Below are 15,056 nucleotides of genomic sequence, written 5' to 3'. Positions count from 1 at the left end.
GCGTGACGCGCGCCGCGCCCCACCGGTTCCGGCTCATCCCGGAGCGGGGTCCGACTACCCTCTCCGAGGTGAGCACCGATCGGGCGGAGTCCCCTACGCAGCAGGCCAGGGCCCTCCCGGCGTTGCCCGAGTCCTTCCTGCCGGTCGAGCACGCGCTCTACCGGCCCCGGCACAGCGCGCGGCAACGCACGGCGCGCTACGCCGCGGTCCTGTACTTCTTCCTGCCCCTCGCGATGCTCGCGGTCGGCCTGCGCCCCGCCGAGTTCGAGAACCGCAAGCTGGCCGAGTTCCCGTCCATCACCGACGGCTGGGGCTTCTTCACCGGCCTGGAGAAGTGGGCGAGCGACCACCTGCCGCTGCGCGACCGGGCGGTCGCCGCCGCCGACGGCATCAGCCGCGGCCTGTTCGGCGAGGCGCCGCAGTTCGAGCGGCCCCAGGGCCCGGTGGGCCCGGTCCAGACGACCCCGCCGAAGGACCCGTCCCTCGACCGCCCGGACCCGACGGCGTTCGTGCAGGTGATCGAGGGCAAGGACGACTGGCTCTACCTGGGCACCGACATCCGCGTGGCGTGCGAGCCGACCGTGCCCACCGAGGAGATGTACGCCCGCCTCGGCCGGCTCAAGCAGGCGGTGGAGGCGTCCGGGCGGCGGTTCATCCTGGCCATCGCGCCGAACAAGAGCACGATGGTGCCCGAGTACCTGCCGTCCCGCTACTTCGGCAAGGACTGCGCCCCGGTGGGCCGCGACGCCTTCTGGAACACCGTCGTGTCGAAGACCGGCGCGCTGGACCTGCGCCCGGCGTTGAAGAAGGCCGCCGAGGAGAAGGGCGGCCCGGTCTACCCGAAGTACGACAGCCACTGGACCCACGACGGGAGCGTCGTGATGGCCAAGGCCGTCGCGGAGGCCATCGACCCGGGCGTCACCAGGACGTGGGAGGTCTCCCAGGTCGAGACCCACGAGCGCGACGGCGACCTGGCGGCGCTGATCGGGCGCAAGGCCTCCGACCGCGTCCCGGAGTACCGCCTGGAACCGGACGGCGAGCAGACCCGCAGCCTGGAGAACGGCGTCACCGACCGCGACCCCCGGCACTTCACGCAGGACCAGATCACCGGCGTGACCAAGGCCAAGGTCGCGTTCGTCGGCGACTCGTTCGGCTACTACTCGGTGCCCTACGTCGCCGCCGCGTTCACCGACCTGCGGCTGCAGCACGCGGACGGCGCCGTGAAGGACCCGGCCGCGATGGGCCGGATGCTCGCGGAGTCCGACATCATCGTGATCGAGGCCGCCGAGCGGAACCTGGTCGGCGGCATGTACCCGCTGCTGCGCCCGGAGGCCATCGACGCCATCGCGGCGGAGCTGGCCGCGCGGCCCAGGCGCTAACGGCGGTCGCGCTCCTCGCGCGCCCGTTCGGCGAGCAGCGACTGCACGGTCACGACCGCGTCGCCGTCGTTGCGACGCCGTCTTCGCGGCTCCGGCGCACCCGCGGACCCCGACCGCCGCTCGCCGGGCTCCCGGACGCCGCCGCTGAGCGGAGCGTCGGCCACCGCGTCGATGACCTGCGTCGGGTGCTCCACGGCCGGGGCGCGCCGGGGTGGCACGCGCCGCGGGGGCGGCGCCACGCGGCGGATCTCCGCCGTGCGCTCCGCCGGCACCTCGTCCGGGTCGAGCCGCCGCGGCGCGACCCGCTCGGCCCGGGAGCGCTCCGCCCCGGCGGAACCGGGTGCGGTCCACTCGGCGCGGTCGTGCTCGACCTCGGGCCACTCGGCGGGCTCGTGCTCGGGTTCGAGCCGCCCGGCCCCGTCCCGGCCGCCGCCCGCCTCGGCGCGCCCGTCCCGGTCGTGGTCCTCGGCGCGTTCGAGCCGGTCGTCCCCGGGTTCGACGGTCTCGGGTTCGACGGTCTCGGGTTCGACGGCCTCGCGCCCGCGCCGCCCGGCCCGGAGTTCGGCCAGCCCCAGCTCGGCCTCGCGCACCACGTCCTCGGGGGTGAGCCGCTCGGGCTTGGGCTTCCCGGGGCGGGACAGCCGGCGGGCCAGCACGTGGCTCGGCCGTTCCACGAACCGGTAGCTCACCTCGACCACGGCGAACGTCGCCACCACCGAGACCGGGATCGCCAGCCACAGCGGCACGTGCGGACGCATCAGGTCCAGGGCGGCGAACGCCACGAGCCCGTGCAGCAGGTAGATCGAGTAGCTGCGCTCGGACAGCGCCACCCAGAACCGGCGCTCCTTCAGCTTCGGCTCGGCGAAGTAGCCCATCAGGAAGAACAGCACCGCGCACGCGAGCGCGAGGCTGTAGGACCGGTCGAGGCGGCCCATGCTCGTGGTGTCGGCGAACACGTACAGCAGCCACGCCAGGCCGGCGAACACGCCACCGAGCCACAGCGGGATCCGCTTCGCCGTCGTCGCCCACATGATCTGGCCGAGCAGCGGGATCGGCAGGTACGAGAAGTTCACCGCGAACAGGAACCACGACGCGCCGAAGTGCCGTGCGCTCATCAGCACCACGAAGATCAGCGTGATCTGCACGGCGATGCCCAGCCACACCCACCGCCGCAGCACCGGCAGCAGCAGCACCAGCACCGCGTAGAACATCAGCTCGACGATCAGCGTCCACGCGACGCCCACCAGGGCGATCTGCGGCACCATCACGTAGTTGATCACCAGCATGTTGGTGAAGACGACCCACCACGACAGCTGCGGCCGGTGGCCGGTCAGCGGCTCGATGCCCACGAGCATCGCGCCCGCCGTGAGCAGCACGACGAAGAACATCGGGATGTAGACCCGGACGACGCGGTTGACCGCGAACCGCCGCTGGCCCATCCGCAGCGCGATCGGCGTCACCACGAACCCGCTGACCAGGAAGAAGAACGGCACGCCGATCTGCCCGATGCCCTGCACCCCCATGTGCATGGCGTCGCTGCTCACCGAGTCGACGGCGTCGATCACCGGCGTGGGCCCGACCTCGCGCTTGGCGACCCACTGCTCGGCGATGTGGCTGTAGAAGACCAGGAGTGCCGCTACCGCGCGGCCGATGTCGATGAACGCGATGCGCGTCTTCTGCTCGGCGTCCAGCGGTCCGCCCCTCTCCAGTCGCCCCCGAGTGACTGTCCGCCCCGGAGCGTAACGGAACGGACTCGGACGGTCGGCCGAATCGGCACTACCCCGCTCGGTCGGCCGTCCGGCGCTCCCGGCGACGGCGCTCCCAGCGCCGGACCGCCCGGTCGGCGGGCATCTCCACGAACCGGTGCAGCAGTTCGGACAGCACAGCTACCCATACAACGCCCAGCACCACCACGAGGGTGCGGTTCAGGTGCGGCATCAGGAGGTCGAACACCGGGTACATGGCCATGAGGTGCACGAGGTAGATCGCGTAGGTCCGCTTGGCCCAGCCGCGCACGAACCCCGACCGCAGGAACGGCCCGCTCATCGACACCACCAGCACGGTCGCCAGCACGACCAGCAGCACGGTGCGCGGCACGGCGTCGCCCTGGAAGTACCAGGAGAGCTTGTCCAGCCACACGACGATCAGGAAGTGGACGGCGGCGATCGCGGTGCCCACCACGGGTGACACCCGGCGCGAGTGGACCAGCGAGACGAGCTGGCCGATGCACAGCAGCGGCAGGTACCCGATCAGCACGCCCACCCGGTACAGCCACACCCAGTTGAGCTGGCCGGCCACCAGCACGACCACGAGCACCAGCACGGCGGCGGCCAGCGGCGGGATCCACGGCTTGCGCCGCAGCACCGGGATGGTGGCCGCGACGTAGGCGTAGAACCCGATCTGCACCAGCAGCGTCCACGTGACGCCCACCAGGCCGATCTGGGGGCGCTGGAAGAAGTTGCCGAGCACCAGGCCGCGCAGCAGGTCGCCGACGCCGAGCGCGGGGTCGTTCGCGCCGGACACGCGGAAGCCCATGTTGATCAGCACCCACGCCATGACCGTCGCCACCCACAGCAGGGGCAGCAGCCGGACCACGCGGCGGCGCAGGAACTCGGTGGGCGACTCGCGCGCGGCGACGTGGGTCACCACGACCCCGCTGACCACCAGGAAGGTCGCGACGCCGAGGAACGCGACGCCCCGGTTGACGTGCAACGCCGCCACCACGGTCTCGTCCACCCACACCGCGGGCTTGAACCCCTGCCCGTGGATGGCGAACCAGGCGAACAGGTGGGTCAGCACGACCGCGCACGAGGCGAACACGCGCAGCAGGTCCAGGCCGTGCAGGTAGTCGCCCTTGGCGCGGTCGGGCGCGGTGGTGGCCGGCCGCTGCTCGGTCGCGGTCACGCCGACCACCTCGTCGTGCGGTGCAGCGCCTCGCCGGCCAGCACCGTGGCGGCCAGCGCGACCGGCAGCGCGAGCGGGAACGGCAGCGCGTCCAGGAGGGTGAGCACCGGGTAGCCGACCACCGGCACCGCCAGGAACAGCGGCCACGCGCGTTCCGTCGACCACCACAGCAGCCGGGAGCGCGCGACCGTCTCGCCGCGCGGCACGGCGATCATGAACAGCAGCAGCGCCGTCGTGGCGCCCAGCGGGTGCCAGTACCCCTTCAGCTCGGGGAACAGCGTGTCGACCGGCACCAGCAACGCCAGGAACAGCAAGCCCAGCCCCACTCCCCACGCCGCGGGCAGCCGGCCCGCCCGGTGCAGCCACGACAGCTGGCCGAGCGCGAGCACCGGCACCAGCGCGGCAGCCTTCCCGACCAGCCGCGCCGGGCCCGACCCGTCGTCGCCGGCGAGCCACCCGGCGGCCAACGTGACCAGGAACGCGATCTCCACCAGCACGAACACGGCCAGGCCCGGCGACCGGCGGGTCAACGGCCGCAGCGCGAACGCCAGCGCCGTGAAGAGCACGAGGGCGCCGACCGGGGCGGTCACCGCCGCGTCGGTCAGCGGAGGCAGACCCACGACCCGCAGCACCGCGCCCGCCACGACCGCCACCAGCAGGGGCGGCCCGCCGGCCCGCAGCACCCGGGCGAGCCGCCCGAACAGGACGGGGCCGGACCCGACCGGGCCGGAAAGGACAGGGCCGGAAAGGACAGGGCCGGTCAGGGCGTACCCGGCCACCAGGAGCAGCAGGGCCGTGCCCAGGAACCCGAAGTCCTCGCTCATGCCGGTCGGCTTGTTCACCCAGAGGCGCACCTGCACCACGACGTCCGGGGTGGAGCCGTGCCGGGAAGGCCACAGCGCCACCAGCCAGCTGTAGGCGACGAGGAGCACGCCCGCCGACGCGGCGACGCCGAGACCCGGCGAGACCACGGGCGCGGTGCGGTGCGCGACCTGCTCAGCCATCGGCGGGCAGCACCTTCGTCTGGAGGGACAGCAACGCGCCGAACCGGGTGAGCGCGGCGAACGACTTGGCCTCGAACTGGACCCGCACGACCATGTCGTCGTGCACGTAGTGCGCGCGGGCCAGCGGCTGGGCCGGCGCCTCGGCCCGCGGGTCCTCGACCGTCGCCACCACCCGCGCCACGTCGCCCACCGGCACCGCGCGGGGCAGCCCGAATTCGAGCTGGTAGCGGTCCAGCAGGTCGGCGGTGCGGATCGCGGCGGCCCGGTCGCCCGTGCGGACCACGGCGACGATCACCCGGCCGTCCGGGAGCCCGGAGGTGATGGAGACGCGCGCGGCACCCGCCTTGGCCACCCGGAACGCGGCCACCTCCGCCGGGTTCAGCGTGTTCAGCGCGACCAGGTCCGGGAAGGTCCGGACGTGGTCGTAGGGCTCGGTGGCCGCGCCGAAGTCGGCGAGCGCCAACGACATCGGGTCCACCGCGAGCCGGCCCGCCTCACCGGTCGGCAGCGGGCTCAACGCGCTCGCGGGAACCGGCCGGGGCCACAGCGCCCAGGCGCCCGCGGCGAGCCCGGCGAGCAGGGCGACGACGGCGAGCGACGTCGCCCGCGAACCGCGTTCCCCCGCCACTCGACCACCCCCTCACCCGTCCGCCCGGCGCCGGTCGGCGGGCACCGCCGGGATTGTCGCAGCCCCGACGGCGCCCGTTACGCGTTCGCGCAGATCAGAGTGGGCGAAGCCACAGTGTGACGAACTGGGTCTCCGCCTCGTTCGCCAGCCTGATCAGATCCTCGTCGGCGTGCTCCCCGGACACCGGGCCGCCCTGGAGCACCGGGGCCGGGGCGTAGCCCAGCTTGCGGTAGCCCAGCAGGACCTCGGCCGGGTCGTCGCCCAGTTCCGCGATCGCGTCCGGGGCGAACTCGCAGACCACGTGCGGCCGGTCGCGGTCCAGGACGGCGGTCAGGCCGGCCAGGGCGCGGTGGTCCCGGCCCTGGAGGTCCACCTTCACCAGGGAGACCCGGCGGTCCCGCAGTTCCTCGCGGCCGTCCAGGCGCACCGCCGGGACGACCACGCCGCCCGCCGTGCCGTCGGACAGGTCGTGGGCGCGGTGGTCGCCGCTGTTGTCGCCCTCCGGGACCAGGCGGATCTCGGTGTCGGTGTCCCACGCCGCGATCGGCAGGACGGTCACCAGGTCCGCCGCGGCCGGCGGGAGGTTCGCGGCCACGTTGCGGCGCAGGTAGTCGGCGTTCACCGGGTTGGCCTCGACCGCGACCACGGACGCGACGCCCGTGGAGCGCTGGAGCAGGCGCAGCGAGTGGTAGCCGACGTGCGCGCCGACGTCGAGGAACGTGCCGTTGCCGACGAGTTCGGCCATCAGGTCGGCCTCGTCCCGCTCCCAACTCCGGTAGTAGGCGAGCCACGGCAGCATCACGCGGTCCACGGGCAGCAGCAGGGCGCCGGCGTCGCACACCACGACGTCCGCGCCCGCGGGCACCGGGGCGTGCTTGAGCCGCGCCGCGTCGCGCACGGCGGACAGTTCGCGCGTGAGGTCGGCGATCCGCTGGTCGCGCGAGTCCTGGCCCCGGTCGCGCTCGGCGAACATGTCGTAGACCTTGCGCTCGCCCTCGTCCAGGCGCGCGGACAGCCGGTCCAGGCTGTCGTCCAGCTTCCGCGCCGCTTCCGCCGCGGACCCCAGGTCGTCGACCTTGCCCTCGACCGCCGCCAGACGCGTGCGCACGCCCTTGTCGGCGAAGCGGGCCGCTTCCTGCGCGGTTTCCAGGGCGGACAGGCGGGCGACCACGTCGCTCAGCGTGCCCTCCACGCCGTCCACGATCGCGCCCATCACCCGGCGCTGGTGCACGTCGTAGTGGTCGATCGCGCGCAGCACCGCCTTGCGCAGCGCGGGCGCGAGGGGCGTGCGGGACGCCGTGCCCGCGTCGGCGCGCCACAGCAGCGCCTGGCGCGAGTCGTGCAGCGGGCGCAGCGGGTTGTGCACGCCGGCGGACGGCGCCACGCCCGCGCGGGCCGTGGTGCGCTTGTCGTAGGCGAGCTTGAGCTGCTCGCGCATCCACTCGGCGCAGTTGGCCATCGAGCGGGTGCGCAGGATGTGCTCGCGGGCCGCCCGGCCGCGCCGGTCCGCCTCGGCCGGGTCGTCGGCGACCTCGCGCATCGCGCGCGCCGCCGCGTCCAGGTCGGGGTCGGCCCACAGCGAGTCGGCTTCGTAGGGCTCGTTGCCCTTGCCGACCGGGACCAGCTTGTAGGGGATCGGCCAGCCGGTCTTCGCGTCCACGAACTCGGCGGTGCTGGAGTAGTCGGTGGAGATCACCGGCATGGCGCGGGCCATCGCCTCGGCCACGGTAAGGCCGAAGCCCTCGCTGCGGTGCAGCGACACGTAGGCCGTGCTCGACGCGTACAGGTCGTTGAGCTCCTGCACGGTCAGGTACTTCTCGACCAGCTCGACCCGCGGGTCCTCCATCGCGCGCACCCGCAGCCGCTCGGCCACGTCCGGGCGCTTGTTCCCGTTGATCGCCTTGATCACCAGGCGCACGTCGTCCCGGCCGGGGAACGCCCGCTGGAACGCTTCCAAGACGCCCCAGGGGTTCTTGCGCTCGCCGATGCTGAGGAAGTCGAACGCGAACAGGAACCGGACCGGGTCGCCGGGGCGGCGCGCCGGGCGGCTCACCTCGCCCGGGTCGCGCACCGGCATCGGGATCGCCTTCACCGGCTTGTCGGTGTGCTTGGCGATCGCCTCGCGGCAGAACTCGCTGATCGTCCACACCTCGTCCACGAGGTGGAACGCCGAGTGCATCCAGCCCGGGAACTGCTCCAGCTCCCACGCCCACAGGCCGATCCGGTACCGGTGGTGGCCGACGTGCGGCCGGTTCTCCAGCACGGCCTGCGTCTGGTCGGCGTTCACGCACAGCAGCGTGATCGGGTAGTGCGGGTCGCCGGTGGTGCCCGGCTCCGGCATGCCGGTGCGGCTGGACACCAGCCGGTCCTCGACCACCGAGCTGATCGGCACCCCGGCGCGGGCGATCGCGTCGTGCGCGATGCGGCCCAGCTCGCCGACGCCCAGCTCCGCGGTCAGGTAGCCGACGACGTTGACGCCGAACTCGTCACCCGGCTCGGCCGGTTCGACCGGCTCGCGCGGCAGCGCCCAGTCCGGCAGCGACTCCTCGGTGACGCCCGAGGTCTGGCACCACGCCCGGAACGGCTTGGCGTCCCGGCCGTGCGGGCGCGGGAACGCGGTCCGCAGGTCCGGGCGGCCCTCCCACACGGCGGCGGTGAGGCGGTTGAGCACGGTGCCCGCGGGGGCGTCGTCGGGCGGTCCGGCGAGCCACTCGCGCAGCGCCCTGCCGCCGTCGGGACCGAAGGCGTGCGGCGGCGACGGGTCGCCCTTGCGCTCGGCCTTCACCCACGCGTCGCGGAACAGCGTCCGCACGGTCGCGGTGACGCGCGTGCCGTCGGCCATCTTCGCGAAGCCGTACGGGATCGACTCCAGGGACTCCGCGTAGCCGTTGTCCTGCAACAATTCCCGGTACGAGTCGCACAGCCGCTTGACCACCGGGTGCTCGGACAGCACCACGCGCGGCTTGGCCGGCGTGTGCACCGACAGCAGCCACGGGCGTTCCGGCCGGTAGCCCGAGAAGTGGAAGAACCGCAACGGTTTCCCGTCGGCGGTGAGCGCGCCGTCGGCGTCCCGCTCGACCGGGCGCTCGTGCACGTTCCAGTAGGCGACGTTGAAACCGGGGTCGCGCAGCACGTGGTTGTCGAACAGCGCGGGCACCTGGTCCACCCACCGCTGGTCGGTGAACAGCTGCTTCTCCGGCGCCACCACGGCGTCGTGCCGCAGCCGCTCGGCCCAGAAGTCCAGGAACGGCTCGGAACCCGGGCCGGTCGCGACGAAACCCAGGTTGAAGATGCCCGAGCCCATGATCACGGCTTCGCTCGGGTCCTTGCCGTCGCGCGGCAGCGGGCGCAGGTGGTGCGGCGTGAGCACGATGCCGTGCTCGGACGCCAGCTCGGCCAACTCGGGCATCGGGGCGAACACCACGATGTCCGGGTCGAGGTAGATCACCACGTCGGAGGTCTTGCGCTGCTCGCGCAGCAGGTACGGCTTCACGGCCGTGGCCAGCTCGGTGACGTTGTAGGAGGTCGCCATCCGGAGGTAGTCCTCCGGGTCGATCCCGAACGCCTCCGGGCCGACCGTCCGCAACCGGCCCTGCGTCGTGCCGGAGTCGCGCGGCGCGTCGATGACCGCGATGACGAAGTCGTGGTCCTCGTGGTGCTTCAGGTACGACGCGGCGAGGACACGGGCGGCGGGCAGGTAGTTGCGCGCGACCACGGTGCACGTGGTCACGGTGGGGCGGTCAGCCATCGGCCTTGAGCACCTTCAGCTGCGCGTCGAGAACCTCGGTGAAGCCCTTCTGGGCGGCGGCCAGGGTCGGGGCCGAGACGTCCACGCGGACGATCATGCCCTCGCTGCCGTAGTGACCGCGCACGCGGGCGTTCTGGCCGTTGACGGCGTCGATCTGGCCCACCAGGACGGTGGCCGGCGCTTCCTTGTAGGCGGTCATGCTGTTGCCGAGCTGGATCTCGTGCAGCGCGGTGGCGGCGGCGTTGGCCGCGGTCGCGTCGGAGGCCTCGACGATCAGGATGACGCCCTGGCCGCCGCCGTCGAGCGTGAACTGGACGAGCTTGGCCTTGCCCGCGCCGGCGGTCGTGTAGGCCTGCGTCTCCGAGTCCAGCAGGTACTTGAGGCCGGGGACGGCGGAGAACGCGGTGACGTTCTTGTTCTGGTTCACCTTGCCGGCGAACTTGCCGATGGGCATCGGGTCCGGCGGCGCGCTGGGCGTGGTGCTGGTCGGCGTGGTGGCCTGCGCGGTGGTCTGGTCGCCGCCGCCCGTGGGCGAGGAACCGCCGCGGCCCCAGATCATGTACGCGCCGAACGCGATGCCGGCGAGCAGCACCACGGCCACGACGATGCCGATGATCTTCTTCTTGCCGCCGCCGCCGTCCTCGTCGAAGACCTCGGGACCCTGGGCGATCCAGGACGGGTTCGGGTCGGAGTAGCCGCCGAAGCCGTCACCGGAGCCCCACGGCGTGCCGGCCTGGCCGCCCTGCCAGTTCTGCTGCTGCGGCTGCTGCTGGGGCTGGGGCTGGGGCATCCCGCCGGGCGGCGTGACGGGGCGCACGTACTGGGTGCGGTCGGCGTCCACCGGCGGGCGGGCGCCACCGGACACCACCTGCGTGGCGTCGGGGTTGGCCGGCTTGCCGCCCTGGACGACCTGGGTCGCGTCGGGGTTGGCCTGCGGCTGCTGCTGGGGCGGCGTCGCCTCCCACCGGAACGGCGGCGCGAACGGACCCTGGCCCTGCGGCTGACCCTGGGGTTGCGCCGGACCGCTGCCGCTGCTCGCGGAGGCCAGCAGCTCGTCCCGGCGACGGCGGTAGTCGTCGGCGCTGATCCGACCCTCCGCCAAGGTCCGGTCCAGTTCCGACAGCTCGTCTTGCCAAGACATCCCTGCTCCTCCAGTGTCAGCGCGCGAGCGCCATTGTGACGCATGGCCGTGGTGGGCCCACCGGGATCGGTCACTTGTGATCCGGTCGTTGCCGCTGTGCGGTTCGGTCACGTGGTATGGACCGGTGCGGGCGCACTCGGAGCATCGCCGGGACGCGGGCCGACGGTTACAGCGGCACTGCGGAACCGGTGCTGTGGGAGGCGTCCCCCCACGCCCCGCGCCGTCCGCAGGCTACCGGGGGCACGGGCGGGCGAGGTGCTGGGGCGGCTTCGGCGGCGATGCGGATCTCGTCGTCCGCGGGTTCGCCGACCAGCCGGTGTCGGGGTCGCCGTGGACGGTGCGTGGTGCTGCCGGCATCTGGTGCGGGGGCGGCGCCGGGGGATGACGCCGCCCCCGGGACGGTCACTTCTTGGTCAGGATCGTCGGGCCGACGATCCGCCGCGCGAGGCGGCGCAGGGTGCTCTTCTTCGACTGCGGCGGGGTGGGTTGCTGCTTGGCGGGGGGCGGGGTGGTGGTGACGGGGCTGATGCGGAGGGTCGGTGCGTCGTTGCCTGGCTGGGACTGGAGGGGATCCTGGCTGAACGTCACGCGGCGATCCTGCCAAACCACGCTGCGTGAGCCGCAGGGCGGATCAGCAGAAGATCAACCCGCACGGCTTCGTGGTCGTGGTGGTCGTGGTCCGCGACGTGGTCGGCGGTCTGGTCGTCGTCGGCGGCTTCGTCGTGGTGGTCGTCGGGGCCGCGGTGGTCGTGGTGGACGACTCGGTGGTGGTCGTCGTGGCCGACGTCGTCGTGGTCGTGCCGCTCGACGACGTCCGCGCGGTGGCGGCGGTGGTGGTCGCGGTGGTCCGGCCGGGCTGCGAGGCGCCGGTGACCACGACGATGTCCGCTCCGTCCGCGGGCAGGCCCGAGGGCGGCAGCGGGTCGTCGGTGGTGCCGTTCGCGAACAGGGCGGCCATCACGACGCCGATCAAGGCCCCGACGGCGAGTCGCGCCGGGCCACCCGCAGCGGTGAGCATTGACCTTGACTACCGGCCTCACTCAACCGGGTCAAATCGTTCGCGGGAGTTGGTACCGGGTCGGTACGCGTGGTAGCCGCCCGGTACCGGCGAACGCCTCAGGCCAGCTCGGCCGAAAGGGTGATCGTCGTGCCCGCGAGCGCCTGGCTCACCGGGCACTTCTTCTTGGCGTCCTCGGCCGCCGCGGCGAACTGCTCGCGGTCCAGGCCCGGCACCTCGCCGCGCACGGTCAGGTGGACGCCGGTGATGCCCTTGCCCGGCTGGAAGGTCACCTCGGCGGTCGTGTCGAGCCGCGTGGGCGGCGTGCCCGCCTGGTCCAGCGCGTGCGAGAACGCCATCGAGAAGCACGACGAGTGCGCTGCGGCGATCAGCTCCTCGGGGCTGGTCCGGCCGTCGGCGGCCTCCTCCGTGCGGGCCGGCCACGACACCGCGTACGAGCCGAGGCCCGACGACTCCAGCGCCACGGTGCCGTTGCCCTGGAGGAGGTTGCCCTCCCAGTGGGTGCTCGCCTTGCGGGTGGTGGGCATGGGGCGACTCCATCCGAAGCGGAAGCGGTGGACCAGGCCAACCTATCGGTGACCGGCCGAACCCGCGCGCCGTCGCGGAGGGAAAGGAAGAAGGCGGCCACCCGATGGGTGACCGCCTTCTTCAGCGAGCGGATGACGAGACTCGAACTCGCGACCCTCACCTTGGCAAGGTGATGCGCTACCAACTGCGCTACATCCGCCTGACACGAAGAACTATACAGGAGGCTCAAACCGCGTTTCGACCGGGGGGTCGGACGTCCTCCAACAGCCGGTCGACCTCGGACAACCGCTCCGCCGGCCACCGCCACTCCCACAGCGGCCGGACCCGGTCCACGACCTCGCCCGGCAGCCACGGCGCGACCAGGTGCCGCAGCTCCCACTCGTCGAACACGTGCTCGTAGAAGCTGACCACCGACGCGTTGGACAGGAACTGCTCCTGCTGGAAGCACCAGTGCGCGAACCCGTACACCCGGGTCAACGTGTCCCGGTCGTCGTCCCGGTGCGCCTCAAGAGCGAGCTGCCACAGCTCCGACAGGAACACGTGGCACGACCAGGACTCGCGCTCGATGACGGCGCCCAGCTCGGGGAGGAGGGCGGAAGCCCTTGCGCGCCAATCGACCACGCGGCAGGAGACTACTCGCCGCCGCCGCGCCCGGGGCGGGTTCCGCAGCCAGCTGACGCCTTCCCGTGACCGGGTCGTCACCGACCGCGATCCGGTGCCCGGCGGGTCGCGTTGCTCCGAACGGCCCACGCCGGTCGGCTGGTCTTCGGTATCGGGTCGCTATCGCTTCGGGGCGGTTCGATCCAGCTGTGGCATCTTGACCGGGTACGACTGCGGTGGGCGGGAGGTGCCGGGCGGGATGGCCGGAGATGCCGATTTCGACCGGGAACTGCTCGCCAGGGTCAGGGCGGGCGACGACGCGGCCTTCGGGGAGTTGTTCAGCCGGCACGCCGACGCCGTTCGTCGGTTCGCCCTCCGGCACGTCCGTGAACACGCCGAGGCCGACGACCTGACCGCCGAGGCGTTCTTCCGGGTGCTGCAGGCGATCCGCCGCGGCACCGGCCCGACCGACCACGTGCGGACCTACCTGCTGACCGTCGCGCGCCGGGTGGCGTGGGAGTGGAGCGGGCGCCGCCGGGACGTGCCGGTGGAGGACGAGGAGCTGTCCCGCCGGGTCGAGCCGTTCCCCGACGCGACCGCCGCGCGCGCCGAGCACACGCTGATCTCGCGCGCGTTCACCAGCCTGCCCGAGCGGTGGCGCAGCGTCCTGTGGCAGGTCGAGGTGGAGGGCGCGCGGCCGGCCGCGGTCGCCCCGAGCTTCGGCCTGAGCCCGAACGCGATGGCCGCGCTGGCCCGCCGGGCCCGGGAGGGGTTGCGCGCCGCCTACCTCCAGGCGCACCTGGCCGAGGACTCCGGGCCCCGCGCGTGCAGCTCGGTGCTGTCCAAGCTCGGCACGTACACCGCGGGCGGGGTGCAGGGCGCCGAGCAGCGCCGCATCCGCAAGCACCTCCAGACCTGCTCCTCCTGCAACGCCCTGCACGCCGAGCTGTCCGAGGTGTGCTCGTCGCTGCGGGCGCACGCGGCGTCGATCGCGGTGCCGGTCGCGGCGACCGCCCTGGCCGCGCCGGTCGTGCTGGGCAAGGCGGCGTGGCTCACCGGACGGGTGAAGCTGGTGCTGGCCGCCGCCGCGTCGGCCGCCGCCGTGGGCCTGTTCGGGGCGCTGGCGGGCGCGTTCACCGGCGGTTCCGGCCCGGCGCTGGTCGAGCCCGGCCCCAACGGCTTCGACGGCGAGAACGTCCTGGCCCTGTGCTCGACCGCCGCGACCGTGACGGGCGCGCCGACCAGCGCGCCGTCGCCGTCCGCGCCCCGGGTCCACCGGGTCGACCACACCCGGACGGTGACCCGCGTGGTGACCGAGACCGTCGCGCCGCCGCCGGCGGCCACCACGTCCGAGCAGGTCCTGGCCGCGCCGCTGCCGGCCGGGGCGCCCGCCACGTCCAGCGAGATCCGGATGTTCCAGGACCCGCCGAGCGAGCCGGCCACGACCACCACGACCACCGCCGAGCCGACGCGCACGGCGTTCGTCAGCACCACCTCGTCCACGCCGCCGGTGACACCCACCACGGTGACGCTGGTACCCACCTCGTCGAGCCTCAAGCCCACCTGACCACGAACCGCGACCACCCGGTTCACCCACTGGATGCAGGGTTTTGCCGGTAGCGTTGAGATCGTTCAGGCAGGCGCTGGCGAGGAGACGGTGATGACGCGGCTGGTGCGCGGTGCGGACGGCCGGATGTGGACGGTGCGCAGCCAGATCGAGTGGCGCAACCCGGCGAAGGACGCCGACTTCGAGCACGACGTCAGCGGCGGCCAGGGGCCGGGCGTGCTCATGCTCGCGATCGTCATCGTCATGGCCGTGGTCCTGGTCGCGTGGACGCCGGAGCAGGTCGTCGTCCCCGGCTGGCTGGTCTTCGCGCTGGTGCTGCTGTTCCTGTTCTTCCCGGCCCGCTGGGCGGTGCGCCGGCCGTGGCTGGTGGCGGCGGAGTCGAAGAAGACCGACGAGCTGCCGCCGGAGCGCTGGGTGGGCACCGTGCGCGGCTACCTGACCGTGCGCAACGAGATGGCGAACGTGGCGCGCAAGATCGAGATGTACTCGCTGCCCGACCTGGACGGCCCGCTGCAACCGGTCGACTGATCGCCGATCCC

Annotated in this window: 13 protein-coding genes and 1 tRNA gene; 4 read left to right on the top strand and 10 right to left on the bottom strand. The window is 73.1% G+C overall.

The genetic code is table 11. The features are described 5' to 3' along the window. Window positions 1-68: 68 nt before the first annotated feature. On the top strand, window positions 69-1,379 hold the full coding sequence (locus ABD126_RS11380) for an alginate O-acetyltransferase AlgX-related protein (RefSeq protein ID WP_343933735.1): 1,311 nt from the start codon (window positions 69-71) through the stop codon (window positions 1,377-1,379). Here ABD126_RS11380 and ABD126_RS11375 read toward each other — a convergent pair. From ABD126_RS11375 to ABD126_RS11345, 7 genes are all read right to left on the bottom strand, one after another. After that, the gene (locus ABD126_RS11375) at window positions 1,376-2,989 is read right to left on the bottom strand and encodes an acyltransferase family protein (RefSeq protein ID WP_425542801.1); all 1,614 of its coding nucleotides are present in this window, start codon (window positions 2,987-2,989) and stop codon (window positions 1,376-1,378) included. The two genes, ABD126_RS11380 and ABD126_RS11375, sit on opposite strands and share 4 nt — an antisense overlap. A 166-nt stretch (window positions 2,990-3,155) precedes the next feature. After that, window positions 3,156-4,283, bottom strand: a complete 1,128-nt coding sequence (locus tag ABD126_RS11370) for an acyltransferase family protein (RefSeq protein WP_343933734.1) — start codon at window positions 4,281-4,283, stop codon at window positions 3,156-3,158. After that, window positions 4,280-5,287, bottom strand: coding sequence for a hypothetical protein (locus ABD126_RS11365; RefSeq protein ID WP_343933733.1), 1,008 nt, complete (start codon window positions 5,285-5,287; stop codon window positions 4,280-4,282). Before ABD126_RS11365 ends, ABD126_RS11370 begins: the two co-directional genes overlap by 4 nt. Then, entirely contained in the window at window positions 5,280-5,915 is a 636-nt protein-coding gene (locus ABD126_RS11360) for a hypothetical protein (RefSeq protein ID WP_343933732.1), read from the bottom strand. The genes ABD126_RS11365 and ABD126_RS11360 overlap by 8 nt, the downstream gene beginning before the upstream one ends. A gap of 94 nt (window positions 5,916-6,009) precedes the next feature. Then, entirely contained in the window at window positions 6,010-9,663 is a 3,654-nt protein-coding gene (locus ABD126_RS11355; protein WP_343933731.1) for an FkbM family methyltransferase, read from the bottom strand. Continuing rightward, a complete protein-coding gene (locus ABD126_RS11350; RefSeq protein WP_343933730.1) occupies window positions 9,656-10,804 on the bottom strand; it encodes a hypothetical protein in 1,149 nt (382 codons plus the stop codon). The genes ABD126_RS11355 and ABD126_RS11350 overlap by 8 nt, the downstream gene beginning before the upstream one ends. Before the next feature lie 402 nt (window positions 10,805-11,206). Next, complete coding sequence (locus ABD126_RS11345) at window positions 11,207-11,392, bottom strand: hypothetical protein (RefSeq protein ID WP_343933729.1); 186 nt, start codon at window positions 11,390-11,392, stop codon at window positions 11,207-11,209. 26 nt (window positions 11,393-11,418) lie between these two features. On the opposite strand from ABD126_RS11345, the gene ABD126_RS11340 reads away from it, so the two are divergent. Further along, complete coding sequence (locus ABD126_RS11340) at window positions 11,419-11,898, top strand: hypothetical protein (protein WP_343933728.1); 480 nt, start codon at window positions 11,419-11,421, stop codon at window positions 11,896-11,898. Window positions 11,899-11,920: 22 nt separating this feature from the next. Here ABD126_RS11340 and ABD126_RS11335 read toward each other — a convergent pair whose 3' ends face one another. From ABD126_RS11335 to ABD126_RS11325, 3 genes are all read right to left on the bottom strand, one after another. Then, complete coding sequence (locus tag ABD126_RS11335) at window positions 11,921-12,349, bottom strand: OsmC family protein (protein ID WP_343933727.1); 429 nt, start codon at window positions 12,347-12,349, stop codon at window positions 11,921-11,923. A gap of 127 nt (window positions 12,350-12,476) precedes the next feature. Then, window positions 12,477-12,549: transfer RNA gene (locus ABD126_RS11330), tRNA-Gly, on the bottom strand. Between the two features lie 26 nt (window positions 12,550-12,575). Continuing rightward, a complete protein-coding gene (locus tag ABD126_RS11325; RefSeq protein ID WP_343933726.1) occupies window positions 12,576-12,971 on the bottom strand; it encodes a DUF7674 family protein in 396 nt (131 codons plus the stop codon). A 238-nt stretch (window positions 12,972-13,209) separates the two neighbouring features. On the opposite strand from ABD126_RS11325, the gene ABD126_RS11320 reads away from it, so the two are divergent. Together ABD126_RS11320 and ABD126_RS11315 are read left to right on the top strand one after the other, a co-directional pair. Continuing rightward, window positions 13,210-14,517: a sigma-70 family RNA polymerase sigma factor gene (locus ABD126_RS11320; RefSeq protein WP_343933725.1), complete on the top strand. Its 1,308-nt coding sequence runs from the start codon at window positions 13,210-13,212 to the stop codon at window positions 14,515-14,517. Window positions 14,518-14,610: 93 nt separating this feature from the next. Further along, the gene (locus ABD126_RS11315; protein WP_343933724.1) at window positions 14,611-15,045 is read left to right on the top strand and encodes a DUF983 domain-containing protein; all 435 of its coding nucleotides are present in this window, start codon (window positions 14,611-14,613) and stop codon (window positions 15,043-15,045) included. Window positions 15,046-15,056 lie beyond the last annotated feature (11 nt).

The organism is Saccharothrix mutabilis subsp. mutabilis, from assembly GCF_039521145.1.
GTDB lineage: Bacteria > Actinomycetota > Actinomycetes > Mycobacteriales > Pseudonocardiaceae > Actinosynnema > Actinosynnema mutabilis.
Note: the sequence above shows the minus strand (reverse complement) of the source record. Positions and strands in the feature narration are given on the sequence as shown.

Bases quoted from the DNA above. Each gene is read 5' to 3' on its own strand.
- ABD126_RS11350 (WP_343933730.1), bottom strand. From the start codon at position 10,804: ATGTCTTGGCAAGACGAGCTGTCGGAACTGGACCGGACCTTGGCGGAG.
- ABD126_RS11320 (WP_343933725.1), top strand. From the start codon at position 13,210: ATGGCCGGAGATGCCGATTTCGACCGGGAACTGCTCGCCAGGGTCAGG.
- ABD126_RS11365 (WP_343933733.1), bottom strand. From the start codon at position 5,287: ATGGCTGAGCAGGTCGCGCACCGCACCGCGCCCGTGGTCTCGCCGGGT.
- ABD126_RS11335 (WP_343933727.1), bottom strand. From the start codon at position 12,349: ATGCCCACCACCCGCAAGGCGAGCACCCACTGGGAGGGCAACCTCCTC.
- ABD126_RS11355 (WP_343933731.1), bottom strand. From the start codon at position 9,663: ATGGCTGACCGCCCCACCGTGACCACGTGCACCGTGGTCGCGCGCAAC.
- ABD126_RS11315 (WP_343933724.1), top strand. From the start codon at position 14,611: ATGACGCGGCTGGTGCGCGGTGCGGACGGCCGGATGTGGACGGTGCGC.